Origin of the sequence: Pseudophaeobacter sp. A-200-2, from assembly GCF_041008815.1 — a bacterium.
In the GTDB taxonomy this organism is placed as follows: Bacteria; Pseudomonadota; Alphaproteobacteria; order Rhodobacterales; family Rhodobacteraceae; genus Phycobacter; species Phycobacter gallaeciensis_A.
Genome location: NZ_JAXGFU010000005.1, coordinates 13,030 through 39,595 on the forward strand (window position 1 = coordinate 13,030; position 26,566 = coordinate 39,595).

General features: G+C 61.5%; 24 protein-coding genes. 10 read left to right on the plus strand and 14 right to left on the minus strand.

The window, feature by feature from the left end; translation table 11 throughout:
• Nucleotides 1-84 precede the first annotated feature (84 nt).
• Together SM766_RS08865 and SM766_RS08870 are read left to right on the plus strand one after the other, a co-directional pair.
• Nucleotides 85-1,101 (plus strand): Fe(3+) ABC transporter substrate-binding protein, encoded by a 1,017-nt coding sequence (locus SM766_RS08865; RefSeq protein ID WP_065271778.1) that lies wholly within the window; start codon nt 85-87, stop codon nt 1,099-1,101.
• A 297-nt stretch (nt 1,102-1,398) separates the two neighbouring features.
• A complete protein-coding gene (locus SM766_RS08870) occupies nt 1,399-2,295 on the plus strand; it encodes a CobW family GTP-binding protein (RefSeq protein WP_368947560.1) in 897 nt (298 codons plus the stop codon).
• On the opposite strand, the gene SM766_RS08875 is transcribed toward SM766_RS08870, so the two are convergent.
• From SM766_RS08875 to SM766_RS08915, 9 genes are all read right to left on the minus strand, one after another.
• Nucleotides 2,292-3,971 carry an ABC transporter permease gene (locus SM766_RS08875; RefSeq protein ID WP_065271780.1) on the minus strand — a complete coding sequence of 560 codons (1,680 nt, stop codon included), beginning with the start codon at nt 3,969-3,971 and terminating at the stop codon, nt 2,292-2,294. The genes SM766_RS08870 and SM766_RS08875 overlap by 4 nt on opposite strands.
• Before the next feature lie 195 nt (nt 3,972-4,166).
• Nucleotides 4,167-5,384 (minus strand): phenylacetate--CoA ligase family protein, encoded by a 1,218-nt coding sequence (locus tag SM766_RS08880; protein ID WP_274835304.1) that lies wholly within the window; start codon nt 5,382-5,384, stop codon nt 4,167-4,169.
• A 17-nt stretch (nt 5,385-5,401) separates the two neighbouring features.
• The gene (locus tag SM766_RS08885) at nt 5,402-6,238 is read right to left on the minus strand and encodes an ABC transporter ATP-binding protein (protein WP_065271781.1); all 837 of its coding nucleotides are present in this window, start codon (nt 6,236-6,238) and stop codon (nt 5,402-5,404) included.
• Nucleotides 6,239-6,404: 166 nt separating this feature from the next.
• Nucleotides 6,405-7,688, minus strand: a complete 1,284-nt coding sequence (locus SM766_RS08890; protein WP_065273619.1) for an ABC transporter substrate-binding protein — start codon at nt 7,686-7,688, stop codon at nt 6,405-6,407.
• Between the two features lie 97 nt (nt 7,689-7,785).
• Nucleotides 7,786-8,862, minus strand: coding sequence for a branched-chain amino acid ABC transporter permease (locus SM766_RS08895; RefSeq protein ID WP_065271782.1), 1,077 nt, complete (start codon nt 8,860-8,862; stop codon nt 7,786-7,788).
• 3 nt (nt 8,863-8,865) lie between these two features.
• Complete coding sequence (locus SM766_RS08900; protein ID WP_065271783.1) at nt 8,866-9,123, minus strand: hypothetical protein; 258 nt, start codon at nt 9,121-9,123, stop codon at nt 8,866-8,868.
• Nucleotides 9,124-9,216: 93 nt separating this feature from the next.
• A complete protein-coding gene (locus SM766_RS08905) occupies nt 9,217-10,203 on the minus strand; it encodes a branched-chain amino acid ABC transporter permease (RefSeq protein ID WP_065271784.1) in 987 nt (328 codons plus the stop codon).
• Nucleotides 10,204-10,232: 29 nt separating this feature from the next.
• Nucleotides 10,233-11,042: an ABC transporter ATP-binding protein gene (locus tag SM766_RS08910; protein WP_116560346.1), complete on the minus strand. Its 810-nt coding sequence runs from the start codon at nt 11,040-11,042 to the stop codon at nt 10,233-10,235.
• A 52-nt stretch (nt 11,043-11,094) separates the two neighbouring features.
• Nucleotides 11,095-13,068 carry an AMP-binding protein gene (locus SM766_RS08915; protein WP_274838150.1) on the minus strand — a complete coding sequence of 658 codons (1,974 nt, stop codon included), beginning with the start codon at nt 13,066-13,068 and terminating at the stop codon, nt 11,095-11,097.
• Between the two features lie 294 nt (nt 13,069-13,362).
• On the opposite strand from SM766_RS08915, the gene SM766_RS08920 reads away from it, so the two are divergent.
• The 3 genes from SM766_RS08920 (at nt 13,363) to SM766_RS08930 (ending at nt 16,353) form a co-directional block, all read left to right on the plus strand.
• Entirely contained in the window at nt 13,363-15,264 is a 1,902-nt protein-coding gene (locus tag SM766_RS08920) for a hybrid sensor histidine kinase/response regulator (RefSeq protein ID WP_274833040.1), read from the plus strand.
• Nucleotides 15,261-15,965, plus strand: coding sequence for a response regulator transcription factor (locus tag SM766_RS08925; protein WP_065271788.1), 705 nt, complete (start codon nt 15,261-15,263; stop codon nt 15,963-15,965). The genes SM766_RS08920 and SM766_RS08925 overlap by 4 nt, the downstream gene beginning before the upstream one ends.
• 133 nt (nt 15,966-16,098) lie before the next feature.
• Nucleotides 16,099-16,353 carry a WGR domain-containing protein gene (locus SM766_RS08930; protein ID WP_368947561.1) on the plus strand — a complete coding sequence of 85 codons (255 nt, stop codon included), beginning with the start codon at nt 16,099-16,101 and terminating at the stop codon, nt 16,351-16,353.
• A 56-nt stretch (nt 16,354-16,409) separates the two neighbouring features.
• Here the strand turns inward: SM766_RS08930 and SM766_RS08935 are convergent, their stop codons facing one another.
• Nucleotides 16,410-17,603: a hydantoinase/carbamoylase family amidase gene (locus tag SM766_RS08935; RefSeq protein ID WP_368947562.1), complete on the minus strand. Its 1,194-nt coding sequence runs from the start codon at nt 17,601-17,603 to the stop codon at nt 16,410-16,412.
• A 245-nt stretch (nt 17,604-17,848) separates the two neighbouring features.
• Between SM766_RS08935 and SM766_RS08940 the strand changes: the two genes are divergently transcribed.
• From SM766_RS08940 to SM766_RS08960, 5 genes are all read left to right on the plus strand, one after another.
• Nucleotides 17,849-18,502, plus strand: a complete 654-nt coding sequence (locus SM766_RS08940) for a histidine phosphatase family protein (RefSeq protein WP_065271790.1) — start codon at nt 17,849-17,851, stop codon at nt 18,500-18,502.
• 66 nt (nt 18,503-18,568) lie between these two features.
• Nucleotides 18,569-19,183 (plus strand): glutathione S-transferase family protein, encoded by a 615-nt coding sequence (locus SM766_RS08945; protein WP_368947563.1) that lies wholly within the window; start codon nt 18,569-18,571, stop codon nt 19,181-19,183.
• Nucleotides 19,184-19,208: 25 nt separating this feature from the next.
• Nucleotides 19,209-20,261: a saccharopine dehydrogenase gene (locus tag SM766_RS08950; protein WP_065271792.1), complete on the plus strand. Its 1,053-nt coding sequence runs from the start codon at nt 19,209-19,211 to the stop codon at nt 20,259-20,261.
• Complete coding sequence (locus SM766_RS08955; protein WP_065271793.1) at nt 20,261-20,509, plus strand: SemiSWEET family sugar transporter; 249 nt, start codon at nt 20,261-20,263, stop codon at nt 20,507-20,509. Before SM766_RS08950 ends, SM766_RS08955 begins: the two co-directional genes overlap by 1 nt.
• Nucleotides 20,510-20,522: 13 nt before the next feature.
• Nucleotides 20,523-21,665, plus strand: a complete 1,143-nt coding sequence (locus SM766_RS08960; RefSeq protein ID WP_368947564.1) for a saccharopine dehydrogenase family protein — start codon at nt 20,523-20,525, stop codon at nt 21,663-21,665.
• Nucleotides 21,666-21,730: 65 nt separating this feature from the next.
• Here SM766_RS08960 and SM766_RS08965 read toward each other — a convergent pair whose 3' ends face one another.
• The 4 genes from SM766_RS08965 to mutL are packed head-to-tail and all read right to left on the minus strand — an operon-like array spanning nt 21,731 to nt 26,550.
• Nucleotides 21,731-22,054: a DUF3775 domain-containing protein gene (locus SM766_RS08965; protein WP_065271795.1), complete on the minus strand. Its 324-nt coding sequence runs from the start codon at nt 22,052-22,054 to the stop codon at nt 21,731-21,733.
• Nucleotides 22,055-22,088: 34 nt separating this feature from the next.
• Nucleotides 22,089-23,414, minus strand: coding sequence for an adenylate/guanylate cyclase domain-containing protein (locus tag SM766_RS08970; protein ID WP_368947565.1), 1,326 nt, complete (start codon nt 23,412-23,414; stop codon nt 22,089-22,091).
• Nucleotides 23,411-24,631: a DNA recombination protein RmuC gene (locus SM766_RS08975; protein ID WP_368947566.1), complete on the minus strand. Its 1,221-nt coding sequence runs from the start codon at nt 24,629-24,631 to the stop codon at nt 23,411-23,413. The genes SM766_RS08970 and SM766_RS08975 overlap by 4 nt, the downstream gene beginning before the upstream one ends.
• Nucleotides 24,631-26,550 (minus strand): DNA mismatch repair endonuclease MutL, encoded by a 1,920-nt coding sequence (gene mutL / locus SM766_RS08980; protein ID WP_368947567.1) that lies wholly within the window; start codon nt 26,548-26,550, stop codon nt 24,631-24,633. Before mutL ends, SM766_RS08975 begins: the two co-directional genes overlap by 1 nt.
• Nucleotides 26,551-26,566: the final 16 nt, after the last annotated feature.

Consider the following 26,566-nt stretch of genomic DNA (forward strand, 5'->3'; position numbering starts at 1 on the left):
TCAGTTTTTGTTTTCTTCCGCTTCGGAATCCTATAATCGACTAAATCAGTCGGAAAGACATACCGAAGCTTGATGGGAGTAACCATGTTGAAAGCGACCACGATACTGGCAGGCGCTCTGGCCGCCACCATTGCAACCTCTGCCGCCGCCGAGGGAGAGGTAAACCTCTATTCCTCGCGCCATTACGACACCGATGAACGCCTTTATTCGGACTTCGAAGAGGCAACCGGCATCCGCATCAACCGGATCGAAGGCAAGGCGGATGAGCTGATTGCCCGCATGCAGGCCGAGGGCGAGAATTCCCCTGCCGATATCCTGTTGACCGTCGACACCTCGCGTCTGGCCCGCGCCAAGGATGCAGGCGTGCTGCAATCCATCGACAGCGACGTGCTGGAGGCGCGCGTGCCCGGTTACCTGCAGGACGCAGACAACCAGTGGTTCGGCTTTTCCCAGCGCGCCCGGATCATCTTCTACGACAAGGCTGACGTGGCCAACCCGCCGCAGACCTACCTTGATCTGGCCGATCCGGCGTACAAGGGGCTGGTCTGTATCCGCTCCTCGACCAACACCTACAACCAGACCCTGCTGGCCTCGATCATCACCCACCAGGGCAGCGATGTTGCCAAATCCTGGGCCGAAGGCGTGGTTGCCAACATGGCGCGTGATCCGCAGGGCGGTGACACCGACCAGCTGCGCGGCATCGTCTCGGGTGAATGCGAGATCTCCGTGGCGAACAGCTATTACTTTGCCCGCTCGATCCGCAAAGACGTCAAAGGCCTCTCCGATTCGCGTGACATGATCGGCTGGATCTTCCCGGCGCAAAACGAACAGGGCGCGCATATGAACCTGTCCGGTGGCGGCGTTGCTGCACATGCCCCGAACCGCGATAACGCGATCAAGTTCCTCGAGTATCTCGCCTCGGATCAGGCGCAGCAGTATTTCTCGGCAGGCAATGACGAATACCCGGCCGTGCCGGGCGTGGGCCTCGCCCCCAGCATCGCTGCCCTTGGCCATTTCAAACCCGACGACATCAACCTGTCCGACGTGGCCAAGAACATCCCCGAAGCACAGAAGATCTTTGATGCGGTAGGCTGGAAATAATCCACCTCAGGATGATTCGAATTTAAAAAAAGGCGCGAGACCCCCTCGCGCCTTTTTGTCCTTTTTGAGAATTGCAGATGGTCAGAATGTCTCAACTCAAGACCCGGATTTTCAGAATCGGCCATTGCCCGCTCCCAAAATGATCCTTTAGCGCCTTTACGCCTGCAATCCGGCAACTTTGTTGCTGAATTTCTGGACCTGCACCCTACTGCCGCCTATAGATTTGCGGAATTTTCAAGTGAGGGGTTAAAGGCACATGCAGGGTTTCCGGGATATCGCACGACAAGGAACCATGCTGTGAAAAGGGTGCCTGTCACGATTATCAGCGGTTACCTCGGCGCAGGTAAAACCAGCCTCATCAATCGCATCCTCGCCGAGTCGCACGGGCTGGACCTGGCCGTCATCGTCAACGATTTCGGCGCCATCAACATCGACGCCGATCTGATCCGCGATACGGAAAACGGCACCATCGCCCTGACCAATGGTTGCATCTGTTGCACCATGGGAACGGATCTGGCGCTGACGCTGCGGCAAATCCTGGATCGGCCGGAACAGCCCGGCCATCTGGTGATTGAGGCCAGCGGCATCTCCGATCCAGTCGCCATCGCAAATACCGTCATGGGCGAAAGCGGCTTTAGCTATGCCGGCATTGTCACCGTGGTGGATGGGCTCAATGCCGATACCCTTCTGCAGGATGTAGAGATTGCCCCCCAGGTTCTGCAGCAAATCCGCGCCGCTGACCTGGTTCTGGTCTCCAAATGCGAAGCAATCGATGAGGATCTGGCAGACCAATTGAAGGCCGCGGGGGCGCGCACCCCGACGGTTCTGGATGGTGCGCCAGTTTCTGATCTCCTGTTTGACGTCGTGCCCCTGCCCAAAGGCCGCTCCGTGGCCGCGCATCCCGCCTATGCCACGTGGCAACATCAAAGCCGCGACGTTCTGGATCGCCGCGCATTGGGCGACAAACTGGCCAGCCGCCCCGACGGTCTTTACCGCATGAAAGGCTACGTGCTGACCACCGGCGGTGCCTATGAGCTGCATATCGTCGGCCGCCATGTCGAAGCCCGTCACTGCGATGCCGATGAAACGCTTCTGGTCGGGCTTGGGCCTGCCGGGCGGATTTCCCCCGAACAGATCGAGGCCTGGTGGACCGGCCAGCCTGATACCGCAAGTCAGGCAGGCGCGAGCGCCTAACGGCGGCGTCCAACCTGACGGCAGATCAGAATCACCGGCAGCAAACCAACCGCCATGATGACCAGCGACGGCACTGCCGCGCCTTCCAGTCGTTCGTCCGAGGCCAGCCGGTAGGCCTGCACCGCCAGCGTATCGTAATTGAATGGCCGCATGATCAACGTTGCGGGCAGTTCCTTCATCACATCCACGAAAACGATCAGCAGCGCGGTCAGCAGGCTCGGCGTCAGGATCGGCAGATGCACCCGGCGCAGCATGCCCAGCGGGCTTTGTCCCAGCGACCGGGCGGCCGCATCCATATTGGCGTGAACAGTGGACTGGCCGCTCTCATAGGCACCAAGAGCCGCCGCGAGGAACCGCACCATATAGGCGGCCACCAAGAGCCAGATGGATCCGGTGATCAGCAAGCCGGTGCGGATATCAAAGGTCGCCCGCATCCAGGCATCGAGAGCGTTGTCAAAGGCCGCGAAAGGTACCATCAGCCCCACCGCGATCACCCCGCCCGGCACCGCATAGCCCAGCCGTGACATATAGGCCGCGAGTGCAGAACTGCGCCCCGGGCGCAGTCGCTGATAAAAGCCAAGGATCACCGCCGCCAGCACGGTGATCACCGCAGCAGTCGAGGCCAGAAGCAGAGAGTTCTGGATGAACCCGATATAACGGCGGCTGAACAGGTCCTGTTCGGATTGCAGCCCCATATTGCACAGGATCACCACCGGCAGCACAAAGCCCAAAACCACCGGAATCGCGCAGAGCACCCAAGCCGCAACGGCGCGCAAACCGGTAAGGTCGGCAGGCGGCATTTCAGCGTGGTGCTTGCCCGCCTGATGATAGCGCGCCTTGCCGCGGGTGGAGCGTTCCACAACCGCCAGCATCAACGCAAAGCTGAGAAGGCAGAGCGCCAGCTGCGCCGCCCCGGCGCGATCCGCGAGCGAGAACCAGCTGGTGTAGATCCCTGTGGCAAAGGTCTGCACCCCGAAATAGGAAACGGTACCGAAATCGGCGATGGTCTCCATCACCGCCAGCAGCACGCCCGAGGCAATCGCCGGCCGCGCCATCGGCAGGCTGACACGCCAGAAGGCCTCCCATGCGCTCTTGCCAAGCGCCCGCGCTGCCAGAAAGGCGCCAGCGCTTTGCTGCAAGAATGCCGCCCGCGCCAGCAGATAGACATAGGGATAAAGGACGAAGATCAGCATCACCGCCGCCCCACCTGGAGAGCGAATCTCCGGGAACCAGTAATCGCGCGGACCCCAGCCCGTCACCTGTCGCAGGGTGGTCTGCACGATGCCGGGGTGATCCAGAACAAAGGTATAGGCATAGGCCAGCACATAAGCCGGGAAGGCCAGCGGCAGGACCAGCGCGACCTCGAACAGGCGCACGCCAGGAAAACGGGTCATGGTGACAAGCCAGGCCGCCCCGACACCCAGCAACAGGGTTCCAAGTGAGACCAGAACCACCAGCACCACCGTCGTGATCAGGTAGCGTGGCAGCACCGTCCCGGCCAGATGCGCGATGGTATCCGTGCCGCCGACCATACCCGCCAGCGCCACGGCCAGCATCGGCAGGACGCAAGCCAGCGCCACGACCCAGCCCAGCACGGCAAAGACGCGTGTCCCGGCCTTGCGCCCAAGGCGGCTTCCCTTTGGGGCGTAGTCTGGAGTGTGGCTGGCTTCAGTCATCGGTTGCTCATCGCTTTGGTGAATCCCACTGCGGGTCGGAACACCCCTCTATTTCGATCATTTTTGTCGGAAACTCCAGCAGGAAACTGGCAAGCGCCCTGCCCTGCGGCGAATACGCCCGGCCCCGGTTTCGGATAGAAAAAAGCCGGGCGTCCTTACGGGGCCCGGCTCTCCATGTCTGTGTATGGCTGCGGATCAGTCGTAGCTGCGCTGATCCTCGATCACCAGCCCGTCCTTGGGCAGGGCACCGGGGGCAACCACTTCGATCTTGCCTTTCAGCTTCAGCACTTCGATCACCGATTTCCCAAACCCAACCTCATCGCCGCCGGTGGCTTCGATCTGAACAGTCATCGCGTCCATTTCGCCGTCACGGGTGGCAATGACGCGCGCCTTGACGATCTCGTCATGCTTGTCGACCAGCGCTGCCACCTGTTCCGGGCGCACGAACATGCCCTTGATCTTGGTGGTCTGATCCGCGCGGCCCATCCAGCCCTTGATCCGCATGTTGGTGCGGCCGCAAGGCGACATCCCGGGCAGAACCGCAGACAGATCGCCAGTGGCAAAACGGATCAGCGGATAATCGGGGTTGAGCGTCGTCACCACGACCTCGCCCACCTCGCCCGGCGCAACAGGGGTGCCCGTGCCGGGTGTCACAATCTCGACGATAACACGCTCGTCAACGATCATGCCTTCCATCGCGGCGCTCTCGTAGGCGATGTTGCCGAGATCAGCCGTTGCGTAGCTTTGCAGGCAGGTGATGCCCCGGTCGGCGTATTCCTGACGCAGCGAGGGGAACAGCGCGCCGCCCCCGACCGCCGCCTTGGTATAGCCCAGCTTCACGCCCATGGCATCGGCCTTGTCCAGGATCACCTTGAGGAAATCCGGAGTGCCCGCATAGGCGGTCGCCCCCACATCGCGGGCGGCTGTGACCTGCAATTCGGTCTGACCGGTGCCTGCGGGCAGAACCGCAGCGCCAACGGCGCGGGCGCCGCTTTCAAAGATCATGCCAGCCGGAGTCAGGTGGTAGCCGAAACAGTTTTGCACCACATCGCCAGCGCCAATGCCTGCCGCGTGCAGGAAGCGGCCCATGCGCCACCAGTCATGTTCGCTGCCGCCCGGTTCATAAATCGGACCCGGCGACTGGAAGATATGCGCGAACCCATGCGCCGGTTTCACCGTGAAGCCACCAAAGGGGGCATTCTCGGCCTGGGCGCGGCTCAGCTCGGATTTGCGTAGCACCGGAAGCGCGGCCAGATCCGCAGCCGAGGTGATCGCCGCAGGATCCACATCGGCCAGCGCCGATCCATATCCCGGCGCGGTTTTGGCGCGGGCGATCTGCTCCGGCAGCGCCTTGGCGATATCCGCGGCACGTTCATCCGCCGAGCGGGTTTCAAGAATGTCAAAAAAACTCATGTCCTCATCACCCCGCATCAGCTCAGCCACCGTTTGCGGCGGCGGTAGGACCGCACATCGCGGAAGCTCTTGCGCCCTTCGTCCGACATGCCGAGATAGAATTCCTTCACGTCCGGGTTTTCGCGCAGTTCGGCGGCAGGTCCATCCATCACCACGCGGCCGGATTCCAGGATGTATCCATAATGCGCAAAGCGCAGCGCCACGTTGGTATTCTGTTCCGCGAGCAGGAAGGTCACGCCTTCGTTTTCGTTGATCGATTTCACGATGCCGAAAATCTGCTCCACCAGCTGCGGCGCCAGACCCATCGAAGGTTCGTCCAGCAGGATGGTTTCCGGGCGGCTCATCAGGGCGCGGCCCATGGCCACCATCTGCTGCTCACCCCCGGAGGTATAGCCGGCCTGGGATTTGCGGCGTTCCTTCAGGCGAGGGAAATAGCTGTAGACCATTTCCAGATCGCGCTGGATATCGCCCTTCCCGTCGGCGCGGGTATAGGCGCCGGTCATCAGGTTTTCCTCAACGGTGAGGTGTTCGAAACAATGGCGGCCTTCCATCACCTGGATGACGCCTTTGCGGACCACTTCGGCGGGATCCTGATCGTGCATCACCTCGCCGCGGTATTTGATCGACCCTTTGGTCACTTCACCGCGTTCGGAATGCAGCAGGTTCGAAACCGCCTTCAGTGTCGTTGTCTTGCCGGCGCCATTGCCGCCCAGCAGCGCGGTGATACCGCCTTTTGGAACCTTCAGGCTGACGCCTTTCAGCACGAGGATCACGTGGTTGTAGATCACCTCGATATTGTTGACCTCAAGCAGGGTTTCGGCCTGCACATCGGTGGTGTTTGCTGCGTCGAGCATCAAAGTTTGTCCTCATGCGGTCACGGCCTGTTGCGGCCTGGTCCGGGGCGAGCCGTATTCATTCGCAGGCGCCCGGATCGGTGTCTCTTCGGAGGTGGTGTGGCGGCTGGCCGCCACACCGGTTTTGAGTCCGGTCCCGCCCCAAAAGGCGGGACCACGAGCACTATCAGTTGCAGCGCGGTTCGATGTTGTTTTCCGCCGCATAGGAAGCGGAGTCAGCTTCGATCAGCGGCTGGATTACAGCGGTATCGGTCTTCTGGAAATCCGAGATCAGGCTCCAGGTCTTTGTCTCTGCGTTCCACTGGGTCATGCCGACGAGGCCGGGGCCACCGTGGTTTTCACAGGAAACGTTGAAAGACGGACCGAAGTAGGGCATGCCAAGCGCCGACATACGGGCTTCGGGCATTTCCAGGGCTTCCATGCCATCGCGCATCATCGCTGGGGTGATGTCCTTGGTGCCGTGCATTTCCTGGGCGGTCTTGGCCGCTTCGACAGCCAGCATCGCCGCGTACATGCCACGGTTATAAAGCACATTACCGATCTGATCGCCTGCACCGGCAGCCAGGCCCTTGTCGACAACATATTTCTGCATGTCATCAAACACCGGGAAGTCGCGACCAACGTTGTGGAAGGTCACAGCCTTGTAGCCATTGGCCTTTGCACCGGCGGACAGGACGTCATGCTCGGCACCTGACCACCAAACGCCGATAAAGTTTTCCATCGGGTAGCGGACGTTTGCGGCTTCCTGAATGGCAACCTGGTTCATCACGCCCCAGCCCCACATCACGACATAGTCGGGACGGTCACGGCGAATCTGCAGCCACTGGGACTTCTGCTCCTGACCGGGGTGGTCAACAGGCAGGGTCGACAGTTCGAAACCATGCTTTTTGGACAGCTCTTCCAGGGTGCGGATCGGTTCCTTGCCGTAGGCGGAGTTGTGGTACAGCAGGGCGATCTTCTTGCCTTTGATGTCACCACCGTTTTCGTCCAGCAGGTAGGTGATGATACCCGAGGCGCCATCCCAGTAGTTTGCCGGGTAGTTGAACACGTTGCCAAAGACCTTGCCGTTGGCAGCCGAGGTCCGGCCATAGCCCATGGTGTGGAGCGGGATACCGTCAGCAGCGGTTTTGGGGATCAGCTGGTAGGTGATACCGGTGGACAGCGGTTGATACACCAGCGCGCCTTCGCCCTTGGTGGATTCGTAGCATTCCACACCTTTTTCGGTGTTATAGCCGGTCTCGCATTCGATCACCTTCGCCTTGACGCCGCCGATGCCGCCGTCACGCTCGTTCACCAGGGTGAAATAGTCGGCATAGCCATCCGCGAAGGGGATGCCACCTGCGGCGTAGGGGCCGGTGCGGTAGCTCAGCGACGGGAATACGAGATCCGCCATGGCTGGCCCTGCGGCCATCAGCGCGCCCAGCGCCAGAGTGGTCAGTTTAAGTTTCATCGGGTTCATTCCTCCCATTGGTCTCATCCGATTTTTTGATGCGGGGCCCGTGAGTTGGCTCTTGCTGTTGTCCCCGCGATGGTCTGCCGTCCCCGCATCAGTGCGGGAAGGGCCAGAGTCTCAGTTTTTCTTTGGCAACGCGCCACAGCTGCGCCAGCCCGTGCGGTTCTGCGATCAGGAAGAACACGATCAGCCCCCCCACGATCACCAGCTGGAAATGCGCCACGATATCAGTCGGCCAGCCCATCACGTCGACGCCCAGAACCTTCAGTACCACCGGCAGCAGCACCAGGAAGGCCGCGCCCGCGAAGGAGCCAAAGATCGAGCCCAGACCGCCGATGATCACCATGAACAGCACCAGGAAAGACTTGTTGATGCCAAAGGCCTCGCCGACCTCAACCGCGCCAAGGTAGACCGAGAAGAACAGCGCCCCGGAGATACCGATCAGGAAGCCGGAGACGGCAAAGGCTGTCAGTTTCGCCTTCAGCGGGTTCACCCCGATGATCTCGGCAGCAATGTCCATGTCGCGGATCGCCATCCAGGTCCGGCCCGTTGTGCCGCGCGTCAGGTTGCGGGCGACGATGGCGCAGAACGTCAGGAAGATCAGGCAGAAGAAATAGGTCGCCCAGGCCGGTGCGTTGGGACCGGTGATCACGATGCCAAAGACATCCCGCTCTGGCGCGTTGATCTGGCCCGAGGCGGAGTAGTTGTAGAACCACGGCACACGGTTAAACAGCCAGACCAGGAAAAACTGCGCCGCCAGCGTGGCCACCGCCAGGTAAAAGCCCTTGATGCGCAAGGACGGCAGGCCAAAGGCCACACAAACCAGCGCGGTCACACCACCCGCCAAAAGAACATGCACGAACATGCTGACTTCGGGGAAGGCGGTCATGAACTTGTAGACCGCATAGGCACCCACAGCCATGAAACCGCCGGTCCCGAGGCTGACCTGACCGCAATATCCGACCAGAATGTTAAGGCCGATGGCCGCGATCGAATAGATCAGGAACGGCAGCAGGATGGCATTCGCCCAGTAGTCGTTGATGACAAAGGGGATGACCAGAAAGGCCACGGCCAGCACCGCGTAGTAACGATAGCGATCAAACTTGATCGGAAACGTCTGGCTGTCATCCTGGTAAGAGACCTTAAAGTCCCCGGCTTCACGGTAGAACATGCTTCAGATGCTCCCTTTTTCCTGCGCGCGGTTGCGGGCCGCTGCGTCCAGTTGATTTGTCTTCTTCGCGTATCCGCTGGCCTCGGCCAGGCGGGCCAGTCGCAGATAGGCGAGGATCCCTGTGAAAAGACCGACAGCAGCAAGAAGAGCGGAGATGACGACCTGGGTGTCGGAAAAATCTCCGGAGGTCAGCGCCAGATAGCCAAAGGCCCAAAATCCAGACCAGGCGATCACATTGACGATGGCAATGAGCTTTCTCATGCGTCTTTCCTCCCTCTTATGTTGCGTTCAGTCTCTTGCGGCGCGGCCCCATCCCTCCCCGAATGGAACCGGCCTTGATGTCATTGGGCTGCGTCAGACCCTTTCGATGATCTTCTCCCCAAAGAGGCCTTGCGGACGGAACACCAGGAACAGCAGCGCCAGAACGTATGCGAACCAGTTTTCAGTCGCGCCGCCGACCATCGGGCCGATAGCAAATTCAAACAGTTTCTCACCTACACCGATGATCAGGCCGCCGACGATGGCGCCCGGGATCGAGGTGAAACCGCCCAGCATAAGCACCGGCAGCGCCTTCAGCGCGATTAGCGACAGCGAGAACTGCACGCCCGACTTGGTGCCCCACATGATACCTGCGACCAGCGCCACGAAACCGGCAACCGACCAGACCAGAACCCAGATGAAGTTCAGCGAGATACCCACAGACAGCGCCGCCTGGTGATCATCCGCCACGGCGCGCATTGCGCGGCCCTGCTTGGTGTATTGGGCAAAAATCACAAGACCGGTCACCAGAAGCGCCGCCACCACGGTCGCCACGATATCAAGGTTGTCGATGAAGAAGCCGTAGCCAAAGATGTTGTAGGTGGTCTCATCAATCCACAGGTTGATGCCTTGCGGGATGCCCACGTCCAGCGTCTTGATCTCGGAGCCCCACATCAGGTCAGCCACGCCTTCCAGGAAGTAGGCCAGACCGATGGTGGCCATGAACAGGATGATCGGCTCCTGCCCGACCAGATGCTTCATCACCAGAACCTGCACCAGCCAGGCCAGCAAAACCATGACCGCCACTGTCAGGATCACCGCCAGGAAGGACGGGATCGTCCAACCGAAATGGGTGATATGGCCGCCGAAGACCGCGTTGATCAGATGCGCAAAGGGCACCTGACCATTCATGATCCCCACCAGGGTCATCGCCGCGAACAGCGCCATGACGCCCTGGGCGTAGTTGAAGATGCCGGATGCCTTGTAGATTAGGACAAATCCGAGCGCGACAAGCGCATAGAGCACGCCGGCCATCAGACCGTTGAGCGTGACTTCCATCGCAAAAATCAGTTGTTCAGGCATGTTTCGCCTCCCTCAAGCCGGTCTGATGGTCAGTCATGCGCAACGCCAAGATAGGCGTCGATCACATCCTGGTTGTTGCGGACTTCGTCCGGCGTGCCATCGCCGATCTTCTTGCCGTAATCCATCACGACCACCCGGTCGGACAGATCCATCACCACGCCCATGTCGTGTTCGATCAGAGCGATCGTGGTGCCGAATTCGTCATTCACATCAAGGATAAAGCGGGACATGTCCTCTTTTTCCTCGACGTTCATGCCAGCCATCGGTTCATCCAGCAGCAGCAGGCTCGGCTCGGCCGCAAGGGCGCGGGCCAGTTCCACCCGTTTCTTCAGACCATAGGGCAGACGCGCCACCGGGGTCTTGCGGATGTGCTGGATTTCCAAAAAGTCGATGACCTTTTCCACCGCTTCGCGGTTCTCGGTCTCTTCCTTCTCGGCCTTGCCCTTCCACAGCGCCTGGCTCAGCAGGCCGGTCTTCATGTAGTTGAGCCGTCCGGTCATCACGTTGTCCAGAACACTCATCCCTTCGAAAAGCGCGATGTTCTGGAATGTCCGGGCGATACCCTGACGCGCAACCTCATAGGGACGCATCTGCGGACGCGGCTTGCCCTGATAGAGAACCTGACCTTCCTGCGGGACGTAGAACCCCGAGATCACGTTCAGCATCGAGGACTTGCCCGCACCGTTGGGGCCGATGATCGCGCGGATCTCACCCTGACGGATGTCGAACGAGATGTCCTTGATCGCCACCACACCGCCGAACCGCAGGGTGATGTTCTTCATTTCCATCACCACGCCGCCAATCTTGCGGCCGTCTTCGGTGACGTATCCTTCTTCCATGTCTTTCACGTGCCCAGCCCCTTTTTCTGGCTGCCTGTCTTTGTCGCGCGGATCATTCTGCGGCCACCTGCTGCGGTGTCACCGGAACAACTTTGGCATCGACGATGCTCAGCGTGGCGCTGATGGCGCCCTTGCGGCCGTCCTCATAGGTAACTTCGGTGGTGGTCGAGACCTGATCCGAGCCGTCATAAAGCGCGGTGATGATGTCGGCGAACTTGTCCTCGACGATGCGGCGGCGCACCTTGCGGGTGCGGGTCATCTCACCGTCATCCGCGTCCAGCTCCTTGTGCAGCACGACAAAGCGATGCACCTGACAGCCCGACAGCATTTCGTCGGCGGCAACGGATTTGTTCACCTCTTCCACATGCTCCCGGATGCTCTCCAGAACCTTCGGGTGGCCGGCCAGTTCCTGATAAGAGGCATAGGCGATGTTGTTGCGCTCGGCCCAGTTGCCTACGGCAGTCAGGTCGATGTTGATGAAAGCCACGCAACGATCCTTGCCATTGCCAAAGAGCACGGCCTCAAGGATGTCGGGATAGAACTTCAGTTTGTTTTCGACATATTTCGGGGCAAACATTGCACCGCTGGCCATTTTGCCAACGTCCTTGGCGCGGTCGATGATGCGCAGATGGCCCGTATCGTTTTCGATAAAGCCCGCATCGCCAGTCGCGACCCAGCCTTCAGGATCCTTGGTCGAGGCTGTGGATTCCGCGTTCTTGTAATACTCCACGAAAACGCCGGGCGAGCGGTAGAAGATCTCGCCATTGTCGTCGATGCGGATTTCCACATCCGGCGCCGGGACACCAACAGTATCGGCCCGCACTTCGCCATCGGGCTGCACGGTGATGAAAACGGTGGCCTCGGTCTGACCGTAAAGCTGTTTGAGGTTGATCCCCAGCGAGCGATAGAAATCGAAGATTTCCGGACCGATGGCTTCACCCGCGGTGTATCCCACCCGAATGCGGCCATAGCCAAGGGTATCTTTCAGCGGACCGTAGACCAGAATGTCACCCAGCTTGTACTTCAGCCGATCCATCAGCCCCACGGGCCTGCCGTCCAGGATGTCGCCGCCGACCTTCTTGGCGTGGGCCAGGAAGTGGTGGAACATCTTGCGCTTCAGCGGACCTGCATCTTCCATCCGGATCATGACGCTGGTCAGCTGACCTTCGAAGACGCGCGGCGGAGCAAAGAAATAAGTCGGACCGATTTCCCGCAGGTCGGTCATCATGGTGTCCTGGCTTTCCGGGCAGTTCACGCAGAAGCCGCACCAGTAGGCCTGACCGATCGAGAAGATGAAGTCCCCCACCCAGGCCATCGGCAGGTAGGAGAGGATGTTCTCGTTGCGGGTCAGCTTATCGAAATCAGCCGAGTTCTTGGCGCTTTCGATCACGTTGCGGTTGGACAGGACAACGCCTTTTGGCTTGCCCGTCGTCCCCGAAGTATAAAGCATCACGCAGGTGCTGTCGTAGGTCAGCTTGGCCTTGCGCGCCTTCAGATCCGGGATCCATTCGTCATAGGCGGCGCGGCCCTGCTCCTGCACGTGGCTGTACTGGTGCAAGGCATGGTGGTCGTATTTCCGCATGCCGCGCGGATCCAGATAGATAACGTGCTCCAGCTGGTGCAGCTGCTCCTGAATCTCGATCACCTTGTCGACCTGTTCCTGGTCTTCGGCGATCACATAGCGGGCGCCGCAATGATCCAGCACATAGGCCAGTTCCTCGGCGGCAGAGTCGTTGTAGACCGGCACCGGAATGGCGCCGACGGACTGCGCCGCAACCATCGACCAGTAAAGGTAGGGGCGGTTGCGCCCAATGATGGCGATGAAATCGCCTTCCTTGATGCCTAGGTTGATCAGGCCAAGCGCCAGTGCTTCGATCTCCTTGGCGATTTCCGCCCAGGTCCAGCACTGCCAGATTCCGAATTCCTTTTCCCGGTAAGCCGGCTGATTAGCGAATTCCGTGGCGTTACGTTCAAGCAGCGCCGGCAGAGACAATAGTCCTGCGGCGCCCGACTGCGTCTGAGCCAATTTTATCTCCTCCCTTTCCGGCCTCCCCTGGCCGGATGATCGCTGTTCCGCGATTCTGATCCCGATTAGGACCTGTCTGATGGTAGTGCGTCAACTTTTTCCTGATGTTTTCCCAATTCTTACGAATTGTAACAGGATCACAGGAATGTGTTCCGGCCTGTTTCACATCCCCTCAACCACCGCAGATTTACCGCGACACCGAGACCCGCAAAATGCGCCACGCGCCCTCACGCCGCAGCAGACCACCTCTTTGCCGCGCCGCCGCACAGTGGTAGCCATAGCGCGGGAGAACATATGAAACAGTCAGACAAACAACGCGCCGCTATGACGACCGCCGGGCTCAACCTGATCGCTCAGGCGCTGTCGATCTACGATAGCGATCTGCGGCTGGCAGTCTGTAATCGTCGGTTCAAGGAGATGTTCGCCCTACCGGACAGGCTGGTAACCCCCGGCGCGCGCTTTGACGAAACCATCCGGTATATCGCCGAAAGCGGCGAATACGGTCCGATCGAGGATATCGACGAATTTGTCGACTCCCGCGTCGAACAAGCGCTTGCCTTTGTTCCACATTATCTGGAACGCACCCGCGCCAACGGGCAGGTGATCTCGATCGAAGGGGCACCACTTTCGCAGGGGGGCTGGGTGTCGGTCTATACCGATATCACCCGGACAAAACGGGTCGAACTGTTGCTGCGGGCCCGGTCCGAGGAAATGTCGGACCGTCTGATCGCGCATACCGAAGAACTGTCGGCAGCGAACCGCGAACTGGCCGCCACCAACAGCGCCTTGGAAGAGGCCAAACGCCAGCTCACCGAGATCGAGGCCCGCACCCGTCTGACGACGGAAATGATGCCGGCCCATATCGCCCACGTGGATGGCGAAGGCTATTACACCTTCACCAACCGGCGGCTCAGCTCGGTCTTTCCGGGCCGTCCCTCTGACATTCTGGGGATGCATATCTCGGATGCGCTGGGGCCATCTGCTTTTGCCCGGATCGAACCGCATCTGATGGCCGCCTACAAAGGTGGCAGCCCAGTTTTTGAGTTTACCGAGGAACACGGCAGCCGCCGCATCCGCGTCGCCTTTACCCCGGACAACAGCGGCGGCGTTTTTATCCTGTCGATGGATGTGACTGAGGAAACCCAGGCCCGCGTCGCCCTGCAACAGGCCCGCCGCCGCGAAATGGCGGCGCAGATGACCTCCGGCCTTGCGCATGACTTCTCGAACCTTCTGACCATCATCCTCGGCATGCAGGGCAAACTGGCCAAGATGGATCTGCCCCCCGAAGCGGATGAGCTAATCCAGGGCACCCTTTCGGCGGCACGGCGGGGTGGGCGGCTTCTGAACCGCATCGGGGAAATGACAGGTCAGCGCACCCTGCGCCCGCAGGCCACCGACATGCATGTGCTGCTCAACGAACTGAAGATCCTCGCCTCGCCCTCGCTGCCGCAGGGCATCGGCCTCAGCATTCTCGACAATACGCCCGACGTGATGCTGCTGCTGGATGCGGGCAAATTGCAGGACGCGCTGCTGAACCTTATTTTCAACGCCCGCGACGCCTGCGGCACCACCGGGCAGATCACCGTCAGCGTCCATGCGGTCGGGGAAACCTGGCTGGAAATCAGCGTCAGCGACACTGGTCCCGGCTTTTCCCCCGAGGCGCTGAAACAGGCGCTGAACCCGTTTTTCACCACCAAGGGCAGCGAAGGCTCGGGCTTGGGTCTGCCGACCGTTTATGACATGGCGAAATCCACAGGCGGCGACATGCGTATCGCCAATACGGTCTCGGGCGCCAGCGTCACCCTGCGCCTGCCCTACCGGCTGGCGCCGGATGCCTCGGGCGGGATCGCGCTGCTCGTCGAAGACAGCGAAAGCCTGCGCGCCACCTTTCGCGACATGCTGATCGACCTTGGCTATTCCGTGATCGAGGCCACCAGCGTAGACGAAGCCTCGGCCCTGACCGCTGACATTCCGGACATGGCGCTGGTGCTGTCCGACATCCGGCTGGAGGGTGAGGCCACCGGGATCGATCTGGTCGACCGGCTGGCCGGATCCTCCCTGCCCTGCATCCTGATGACGTCGCTGCCCCCGGGCGATGCCATGCATCGGGAGGCTTTGAAACGCGGGCCTGTTCTGCAAAAACCCTTTACCACGCAGCAGCTGTCGGCGCTGATCACACCGGAGACCCCTTCATGACCGCGCCTCTTGTCACCATTCTGGACGATGAACCCGAAATCCGCCGGATCCTGACCGAGACCCTGGAAGAGGCCGGTTTCCGCACCCAGAGTTTTTCCCGGGCCCGCGAATTCGAAGCTTCCTTGAAACGGGTGACGCCAGATGTCTGCCTCGTTGATCTGTCGCTGCCCGACACCGATGGGCTGACACTTGTGCACCGGCTGGCGCTGGAACAGGGGGCGGCAGTGATCATCATTTCCGGCCGCGCGCAGGTGCAGGACCGGGTGACCGGGCTGGAGCTGGGCGCCGATGATTACATCACCAAACCCTTTGACCCCACCGAAGTCGTCGCCCGCATCCGCGCCCGTCTGCGCGGTGGCCCCCGTGCCCAGGTGCAAAGCGGGAATTCGGCGCAGTTCTCTGGCTGGACGGCCCATTTCGACCGCTACGTTCTGGAGGATGAAACCGGCGGCGAGACGCCCTTTTCCCATGCCGAGGGCGAAGTGCTGCGGCTGTTTCTGGACAGTCCCAAAAGGCTGATCTCCCGCGCCCAGATGCAAGAGGCGCTTGGCGGGGCAGCCGGGGACAGTTTCGACCGGGCCATGGATGTGCGTGTGTCACGCCTGCGCACCAAATTGCGCGAAGATCCCAAGAACCCCCGACTGATCAAGACCATCTACGGCGCAGGCTATATTTTCCTCGGCGATGTGAACTGGCTCTGAGGCTGATCATCGGCTGTCGGCATCGGGCGCCAGGATGCCCGGAACAAACCAGCCGTGCAAAAGTGATCCCGGCCCGTGCGGGTTCACCATCCTTTCTCTTGCCGACCCGAATCACCGCGATTAGAATCGCCTCATGGCTACCTGTCTTCTCTATCGTGAAACACCATCCCGGCCCTCCCGGTTTTACCGGATCGAACTGGCGATGAACCTGTTTTCCGAGGTCTCTGTCCTTCGGGAATGGGGCGTCGCAGGGCGCGATGGGCAAAGCGTGATCAACATCTATGGCAACCTGCGCGAGGCGTCGGTTGCCGCTGACAGCCACCGCAACCGCATGATCAAACGCGGCTATAACCGCGACGGACTGGCATCGCAGGCCACCGCCGACTGATCACGCAGCACGCTCCGGCGACCCGTAGGCCGCCGGTTTCTGTATTTAATTTCTGTTCACAGGGTCGCGGCCGCCTGGGCCAAAACTTCCAGCCCCAGCGTCAGATCGGCTTCGTCCGTGTCCTCGTCAAAGGCGTGGCTGATGCCGCCGATTGACGGTACAAAGAGCATCCCGGTTGGCATGACCCGCGCCACATTGGCCGCATCGTGCAGCGCCCCCGACGGCATGTCACGCCATTGCTGCGGCGCCAGATCTTCGGCCGCCGTGCGCAGGGCCGCCTGAATGCGGTCATCCATGGCAACGGGTTCGATGCCCATCACCGGTCCCATCTCCACCTCCACGTCGCGTTCCGCTGCGATCTCGTCACAGGTCTGGCGGATGATCTGTTCCATCTCCAACAGACGCGCGGCCTCTGCATCGCGCCACTGCATGGAGAAGGTCACCCTGCCTGGCACCACCGAAGACGCATTGGGGTGCAGCGCCACATGGCCAAGGGTCCAGACGGTTGCCGGGGTGACGATCTCGGCAAACCGTTCATTCAGGCGGGTGTTAAAGGCCGAAAGCGCCTGAAAAGCATCCTGCCGCAGATGCATCGGCGTCGTGCCCGCATGGTTCTGACGACCGGTAAAGGTGATCCGCATATCCCGGATGCCAACGATATTGGTGACAACACCGATCTTTTCGCCGGTGGTGTCCAGGGTAGGCCCCTGTTCGATATGCATTTCCAGAAAGCCGGTGAACAGATCCGTCGGCACGGGTTTTTCCGTCCCTTCTTTCATCCGCTGCCGCGCGGCCCGCAGCGTCTGCCCCTCGTTATCGGTCTGCTGATCCGCATCCGCCATCGACAGCCGCCCGGTCCAGACGTCCGATCCGGTTAGAACACCGAAACGCCCCTCTTCATCCTGAAAGCTGACAACGGAAATCGGCGGCCCTCCGGCCTCTTTGCTGGCGCGGGCGATTTCCAAGCCGGCAATGACGCCCAGCGCCCCGTCGAGCCACCCGCCTTCGGGCTGGCTGTCGCTGTGCGAACCGATCAGCAGGGATTTCTCTCCGGCAATGCCAAAAAGATTGCCAAGCCGGTCAAACCGAACCTCAAGCCCCGCTTCCTGCATGCGGCTCGCCAGCCAGCGGCGCGCGGCGATGTCCACCGCGGTATAGGCCGGACGAACCACACCTTTCCCGACCCCGGAGGCCCCGAACGAGCGCAGCGTATGCAGATCCGCCAAGAATCTCTGGGAGTTGATTTTCATTCCGGGTTCTCCCTTGGTCACGGTCTTGTGTACGGCCCGTCAGTTCCAACGGGTGTTAACCTACATCTTCCATCATTTGCGTTATGTCCACATTTTGTTAACCTTTTTCCGGAACGTCGTTCCTGCATTTTTTTCACGCGTGCCAAATCGGCACCCGGTAAATTTCACGCCATCCCTGAAACCTTCCTTCCATGTCGCGGGCTGCTCACCTAAGAGTCAGGCCAAAGATCAGAGGAACGGAAGCGATGTCTCATATCACGCTGATCCGCCACGGGCAGGCAAACACCGAGGCCCGCGACGAGCACAGCTATGACCGGCTCAGCGATCTGGGCCATCAGCAGGCGGCCTGGCTGGGTGAGCATCTGCGCGCCAGCGGCGCCAGCCACCCCCGTATCTATTGCGGCACCCTGACCCGGCACATCGAAACCGCTGCGGGCATGGGATATACCGAAGAGGTGGTGCAGGATCCCCGTCTCAACGAGATGGAGTATTTCACCCTCGCCCAGGCGATGGAGAAACAGCACGGGCTGGCCATCCCGCAGGAACGCGAAGGCTTCATTGCCCACCTGCCGCAGGTGCTGGCCGCCTGGGCAGAAGGCGAAATCGATGATGCCCCCGAAAGCTGGAGCGATTTTGAAACCCGCACACAAGCGGCTCTGTCCGAAATCGCGGCGGGAGAAGGTCCGGCATTGGTGGTGACCTCGGGCGGGCTGATCTCCATGGCGATGCGTCAGGCGATGATGCTCGAAATCACCGGCATGGCCCGGATGGCGCTCGCGATCATGAATACCTCGATGCACCGTCTGTTCCCCATTGGCGGGCACTGGTCGCCGGTACTGTTCAACGCGGTACCCCATCTGGAAACACCCGACCGCCATTTTGCACAGACCCATCTTTGACCGCGGGTTTGACCACGATTTGACCATGGGGCAGACCGCCCGCGACAGAATTGAAGGACGAAACAGATGCAGCTTTATTATGCTCCCGGCACGATCTCGATTGCAGTGGCCATCGCGCTTGAGGAAGCCGGTATCACCTATGAGGCGGTCAAGGTGGATTTTGCCAGCGCCGAGCAGACAAGACCCGCCTATGGGCAGATCAATCCCAAGGGCCGCGTACCTGCGCTGGCGGTCGAGGGCGGCATCCTGACCGAAACCGGTGCGCTGCTGGACTACATCGCCGATCTTGCACCCGACGCAGGCCTGCGCCCCGAAGACCCGGTTCTGAAGGCCCGCATGCGCGAGGTGATGTACTACCTTGCCTCGACCATGCACGTGAACCATGCCCACAAGATGCGCGGCAGCCGTTGGGCCAGTCAGCAATCCTCGTTTGAGGACATGACAGCGAAAGTGCCAGAAACCATGGCCGCCTCTGCCGCCTACATCAGCGAAAACGGCCTTAAAGGGCCCTTTGTGCTGGGTGATGAGATCAGTATCGCCGATTGCTATCTGTTTGTGGTGTGCAGCTGGCTCGAAGGGGACGGGGTTTCGGTTGCGGATTATCCCAAGATCCGGGATTTCATGGCCACCATGGATCAGCGCCCCTCAGTGCGCGCAGTCCGCGCCAAGGGCATGCTTTGATATTTGAGTGAAGGACGACAAGAGAATGACTCATCTCTGGGTACGGGCAGAGCAGCGCCCGAATGAAGAACGGGTCGGGCTGACCCCCGAAGGCGCCAAGGCGCTGATCGATGCAGGCATCAAGGTCACGGTCGAGAAAAGCTCGGTCCGGGCGATCCCCTTGCAGGGCTATGTGGATGCGGGTTGCGATATCGCCGCCGAAAACAGCTGGCCCACGGCCCCGGCAGAGGCAATCATCTTTGGCCTGAAAGAACTGCCCGAGGACGGAACGCCTTTGCCGCACCGCCACATCATGTTCGGCCATGCCTTCAAGGGTCAGCACTCGGGCAAGGCGTTGCTGGAGCGGTTCCGCCAGGGTGGCGGCACGCTTTATGACCTGGAATATCTGGTGGACGAAAGCGGCCGACGGGTTGCGGCCTTTGGCTATTGGGCCGGCTATGCAGGCGCGGCGGTGACGTTGAAATGCTGGGCCGCCCAGCAGCGCGGCGAAATCTGTGGCCCGGTTGGTGTCTTCAAAGACAAGGATTCGCTGATTGCCGATCTGTCCTCCGAGCTGTTCGCGCTGAAAGCCCCCCGCCCCACCGCCATCGTGATTGGAGCCCTCGGGCGTGTTGGCACTGGCGCGGCGGATCTGCTAGAGACCATGGGCGTCATCGTTACCAAATGGGACATGGCGGAAACCGCCAATGGCGGCCCCTTCCCGGAAATCCTGGAGCACGATCTGTTCCTCAACTGCATCTTTGCGCGCCCCGGCACGCCTGTGTTTGTACCGCAATCTGCCCTGACCGAGCCGCGCAAGCTGACCGCCATCGGCGATGTCGCTTGCGATCCGGACAGCGATTACAACCCGGTGCCGGTCTATGACCGCGCCACCACCTGGGATGCCCCTGCCCTGCGCGTGGCCAAGGACCCGGTTCTGGACGTGATGGCCATCGACAACCTGCCCTCAATGCTGCCCGCCGAAAGCTCGGTCGATTACGCCGAGCAGCTTTTGCCCTCGCTTCTGACGCTGGGCGATCTCGGCAGCGGTGTCTGGGGCCGGGCCAAAGCAACCTTTGACGAAAACATGGGCAACTGATGGAACTGTACATCGGATATCTGGCCGGCACGATGGGCACGATCTGCTGGATCCCCCAGGCTTGGCGCGCCTGGAGCACGCGGGACACCTCGGGCTTGTCGCTGGCGGCCAACCTGATGTTTCTTCTCACCGTCTCGCTCTGGCTCATCTACGGGCTTATGGTGGGCGACATGCCTTTGATCCTGGCCAACTTCTGTGCCTTGCTGATCGTGATCAGCATCGTTCTGGCCAAACTGAAATACAAATAAGGGAGTACCACTCATGACCATCCACTGGTGCGGAACCGGCCTGTCGGCCATCCCCGGCCTGCGCCGCCTTCTGGAGGCGGGCCATGACGTTGCGGTGTGGAACCGCACCCCCGAAAAGGCGCGCGAAGCGGTGGGCGATCTGACCACCAACATTCACGCCTTTTCCATCGCCAACCTGGCCCAGATGCTGAGCCCGGAGGACGTTGTTGTCTCCATGCTGCCCGGCGACTGGCACGTGGAGCTGGCCGAACTGGCGATCTCCAAAGGCGCCCATTTCGTGTCCTCCTCCTACATTGCGCCGGAAATGCGCGCGCTGGATGACAAGGCGCGCGAAGCAGGCGTGGCCCTGGTGAACGAGGTCGGCCTTGATCCCGGCATCGACCACCTGATGGCCCACGCGCTTGTGCAGGATTACAAGGCATCGGACGCCTATGATGCCGAGAACCACATCAGCTTTATCTCTTACTGCGGTGGCATTCCGAAGACCCCGAACCCGTTCCGCTATAAATTCAGCTGGTCACCGCTCGGCGTGCTGAAGGCGCTGCGTTCACCCTCGCGGTCGGTGCGGGATTATTCCGAGCTGCGCGTGGACCGGCCATGGGATGCGATCAGCAGCTATGACGCGCCGCTGCCCACCCCGGAAAGCTTTGAGGTCTACCCGAACCGCGACTCGCTGCCCTTCATGGCGCAATACGAGTTCGAAGAGGCCTGGCCGGTGAAGGAATTCGTGCGCGGCACCCTGCGCCTCAACGGCTGGTCCGAGGCCTGGGCCGATGTCTTCAAGGAAGTAGAGACCCTGGAAGGCGAAGCAGGCGATGCCCGCCTGAAAGAGATGTCCGACCAGTTCTGGGACGAAAACGCCTATGACGAAGGCGAAGCGGACCGGGTCGTGCTCTGCGTCAGCCTGAAGGCGGAAAAGGACGGCAAGGTCGTTTGGCACAAGACCTATGTGATGGATGCCTGGGGCGACGAGCGCGGTACCGCCATGGCGCGCCTTGTGTCCTATCCGGTCAGCTTTGCCATCGAGGCCGTGATGAACCGCCAGATCCCGGCTGGCGTACACGCCGCCCCCAGCGATCCCAAGCTGATCGAAAAATGGATGGGCGAGATCGGCAAGCTGGCCCAGCATCTGGAAATCATCGACCACGCAGGCTGAACCAAACAGCTCTGCCAACACAAAAGACCCGCTCAGGCGGGTCTTTATTTGTTGTGAGGCGCCCTTCAGCGACCGATCACATCGTCTTCTATATCCCCGACATCCACACCGATGGCCTCAAGCCCGGCCTCGATATTGTCGGCCAGATGCGGCGTTCCGATAAGGTAATCGGCGGTCGGGGTGGTGGCTTCGCTGCGGGCCGTCGCAAGCGCCTCTGACAGCTCTTCCGCCTCGAAACTGCCGCGACCGATCCACATGATTGCGGTCAGCTCGGCCTGCTCATCGACGCTCATCCGGTCGATAAAGGCGCGCAGCTCCCCTTCGGCCCGGTCCAGTTCCCGGGCCATCATCGCCACCTGGGCGACCTTGCGGGCGGAAATCTCCAACATCGTTCGTCTCCTGCTGTTCGCGGTTCTCCCGGTATCAGACAGCAGTGTCCTCTCCGGGTCTTTGATCTGGGGCAAAGCCGCCTTGCCCCCATCCGAAGATGTCGAGCCCGCTGCTGCGCCCGCGCAGATGCACCGGTGTCAGGGCAATCCAGCCGTCGCGCGCGGGCTTTGCTCCAGCTGCGTCAAACAGGGCGGCAGAGGCGATGATCCGGGCCTCTGCCTGCCGTGTCAGCTGTTCCAGCCGCGCCGCGATATTCACTGTATCGCCAAAGACGCTGTATTCCAAACGCTCGGCATTGCCGACCACGCCGGAGAAGACCTCGCCCCAGTGCAGGCCGATCCCCGCCTCGACAGGCCCTTCCCCCGCCTCCAGACGCAAGGCCGTCCAGCGCTGCAGTTCGTCATCCAGCGCCCCGGCGCAATCGAGCGCTCGCTGCGCCCCGTCCTCACCTTCGAACAGGATCATCGCGGCATCGCCGATGTATTTGTCGATCAAGCCGTTGCTGCACGCCGCAGCCCGCTGCACCCGGCGGCGGAATTCGGTGATATAGGCGCTGACCTCCTGCGGATCGCGCCCCTCGGACCAGCTGGTGAACCTGCGGATGTCGATGAACAGGACCGCCATCTGCTGCCGCTGCCCCTGTCGCAACTCCTCCAGCCCGCCGCCCGCCAGGCGCCCGGCCAACTGGGCGGGCAGGTAGCGGGTCAGATTGGTGCGCGCCTGTGCCTCGGTGATCGAGCGGTGCAAAAGCCCACGCATCCGGTAGGCGGCCACGACAAGAACAATGCCGGCCAAGGCAATCATGGAAATGCGGATGATATTAGGGGGTAAGGACAACAGGAACAGTGCCCGCTCCGCTGCCTGCACCGGCACCTGTTCGGGCTGCCAGAAGACCATCAGGGACAGACCCGTGACGATCAGAAGCACCGTATAAGCTTGCAGATACGGGTTGAACCGCAGAACCGCAAAGGCCAGCACCCCCGGCACCAGCCAGATCGGTGGCAGCAGGAAGGTCACGCCCCCCGGCAGGGATGTATTCTCAAGCCCCACCCAGGCATTCACCAGAAGGAAGGCGCAGTCCAAGGTCACGCCGGTCCAGACCATCCAGCCGCGAAACATCCCCCGGCGCGCGCGCCATAGGGTGAACAGTCCCAGCAGCAGGTAGGAAAACATGGTTGCCAGCGCAAAGAGCCATTGCCGGCGCAGGTAGCTTTCCACCGTTTCAACATTGTCCCAGACGGTGAGAAAGAAGATCAGCAACAGCCCCAGCGACACCCCGATCCGCAGAACTGAGACGACGCGCTCGGCCTCCACCTCAGCCTGCCGCCACAACTCCCGGTCCGCTGCGCTGCCCCTCATCTCTCTGGATGCTCCAGCGGGACCACGGTCCCGGTTGGATCCGCCCCCTGGTCGATCTCTTCAAAGTCGAAGTTGTCGAGACGCTGCGCCCGGCGCCCGGCCTTATCGGCGCTGATCTTGATCTCGGCGACGTCCTTGGCCGCTTGCGCAAAATGCCGGTCCAGATTGACGACGCGCTCTCCCAGCCGTTCCACATCGCGGTGCAAGAGGCCCAGCTCACTGCGGATGGCCCCCGCCTGTTCGCGCATGCGAGCGTCCTTCAGGATCGCGCGCATGGTGTTCAGCGTCGCCATGCAGGTGGTGGGCGAGACGATCCAGACCTTCGCCGCAAACCCTTCGCGCACCACGCCGGTGAAATTGGCGTGCAGCTCGGCATAGACCGCTTCGGAAGGCAGGAACAGGATCGCACCATCGGCGGTTTCGCCCTCAATGATGTACTTCTCGGATATCGCCCGGATATGCGCCCGCAAGGCCGTTTTCATCTGCCGCGCCGCATAGGCCAGCTCATCCTGGGTTTCGGCACGGCGCAGCGCCTCGTAGGGTTCCAGCGGGAATTTGCTGTCGATCACGATCGGCCCCGGCGGGTTCGGCAGATGCACCAGGCAATCGGCCCGCTTGCCGTTGCTCAGCGTCGCCTGCAGCGTATAGGCATCCGCAGGCAGCGCCTTTGAGACGATATCGTTCAGCTGGATCTCCCCAAAGGCGCCCCGGGTCTGCTTGTTCGACAGGATATCCTGCAGGCTCAGCACATCGCCCGACAGTTTGGTGATATTGTCCTGCGCCTTGTCGATGGTCGCCAGCCGCTCCTGCAGCTGCGTCAGAGAGGTCACCGTGCGTTTGGCGCTGCCGTGCAGGCTTTCCTGCATGCGTTCCTGCATCTCGGCCATGGCGCGGGCCTGGCGCAGAGCATTGTCGGCCAGCCTATCGTTCATATGCTGCTGCACATCCGTCAGCCGTGCCTCAACCGTCTGCACCATCTGCACCTGCGCATTGGCCTGCATGTCCGACACATGCTGCAAACCGCCGCGCAGCTGCTGCACGGACTGTCCCAGATACTCCATCTGCTGCGCAATCGGCGCCACCGCCGAGGCCGCGCGGGCCGAGGCGCGCATGGAGAGGAACAGCAACAGGATCAGCAGCGCCGCAAAGCCGCCCGCTATCAGGACCAGCATCCCGACCTGATCCATGGCTGCTAAGGCCTCCTCCATACTGTCCATCACGTGCGTCCGAAAAGACGTTCGATATCCGCCAGTTTCAGCTCCACATAGGTGGGGCGGCCATGGTTGCACTGGCCGGAATGGGGCGTCGCCTCCATTTCCCGCAGCAGCGCATTCATCTCTTCGCCGCGCATCCGCCGCCCGGAACGGATCGAACCATGGCAGGCCACCCGGCTCAGAATCGCCTCCAGCCGCGCCTGCACCAGCTGGCTTTCGCCCTGATCGTCCAACTCGTCCAGAATATCCTTCACCATGGCCTCGGCGTTGACCTCGCCAAGGATTGCCGGGGTTTCCCGCACCGCCACGGCATTGCCGCCAAAGGCCTCGATGCCAAGGCCAAATTTACCCAGCTCATCCGCCACCGCCAGCAAGCGGGCACAGTCATTGTCGGAGAGTTCGACGATTTCCGGGATCAGCAGCGCCTGCGCCGCGACACCGTTTTCACCCATCTGACGCTTCAGCTTTTCATAGACCAGCCGCTCGTGGGCGGCGTGCTGATCGACGATCACCATGCCATCGGCAGTCTGGGCGATGATGTAGTTCTCATGCACCTGACCGCGCGCTGCGCCCAATGGCAGGGCCTCGGACTGCGCCTCCTGCATGCCCGGTTCCGCGGGCTGCACGGGCTCTTCGATGGTCTGACCGCTGAAGGCGCTGCGCATCTCGGCAAAGCCTTGGCTCTGCGGCGGCGGAGAGGGCTGATAGGGCGGCACCGGCACGTAATCCGGTCGCTGCGCGCTATAGGCCGCCGTGCGGGCGCCCATCGACGGGCGGTCCATCTGGTAGACATGTGGCGCCGACTGCGGGGTGGCCTGTTCGGGGCGCATGGCGCCCAGCGTCGCCCCGGCCACGGTGGTGGAGGCGCGATGCCCAGCCTCGGCCAGTGCGTGCCGTAGGGCTGAGACGATCAGCCCTCGGGCAAGCCCGGGATCGCGGAAGCGGACCTCAGATTTGGCGGGATGCACGTTCACATCGACCAGGGTCGGATCGCAATCGATGAACAGCGCCGCCACCGGATGGCGGTCCCGGCTGAGGAAATCGAAATAGGCCGCACGCAGGGCGCCGGTCAGCATCTTGTCCTTCACCGGACGCGTGTTCACAAAGAGGAACTGCGCCACCGCCGCGCCGCGGGAATAAGTTGGCAGCGCCGCGTAGCCATAAAGCCGCAAACCTTCGCGGGTGGCGTCGATCTTTAGCGCGTTTTCGGCAAACTCTCGCCCCAGCACCGAGCCGAGCCGCCCGTGCAGCGCATCGAACAGATCGCCAGACAGGGGATCGGCGCGGAAGGTGACGCGCCCCTCGCCGCCGCCGGATACATCCCGCAGGGTGAAGCCAACAGAGGGTTCGGCCATGGCAAGGCGCTTGATCACATCGCCGATCGCCTGCGCCTCGGCCCGGTCAGTGCGCATGAATTTCAGCCGCGCCGGGGTGGCGTAGAACAGATCGCGCAGCTCGACCACGGTGCCCGCGCGCAGGGCGGCGGGTTTTACCGGCTCCATGCCACCGCCAGCAACGCGGATCTGCGCCGCATCATTGCCTGCGGCGCGGCTGGTGATCGTGAGGCGTCCTACGGCGCCAAGGCTGGGCAGTGCCTCGCCCCGGAAGCCGAAGGTATGGATGTTGAGCAGGTCCGATCCGTCGATCTTCGAGGTGGCGTGGCGCGACAGGGCCAGCGGCAGATCCTCCGGCGTCATGCCGCAGCCATCATCGGTGACCCGGATCAGGGTCTTGCCGCCATCGGCAATCTCCACCGTGATCCGCGTGGCGCCTGCGTCGATGGCGTTCTCCACCAGTTCCTTCACGGCCGAAGCGGGGCGTTCAATCACCTCACCCGCCGCGATCCGGTTGATGGCGCTGTCCTCCAGCTGCCGGATGACGGGGCGGGAATTGTCGCGGATTTGGGGGTCTGGGCTGCTCATACCGCAAAATTTAGCA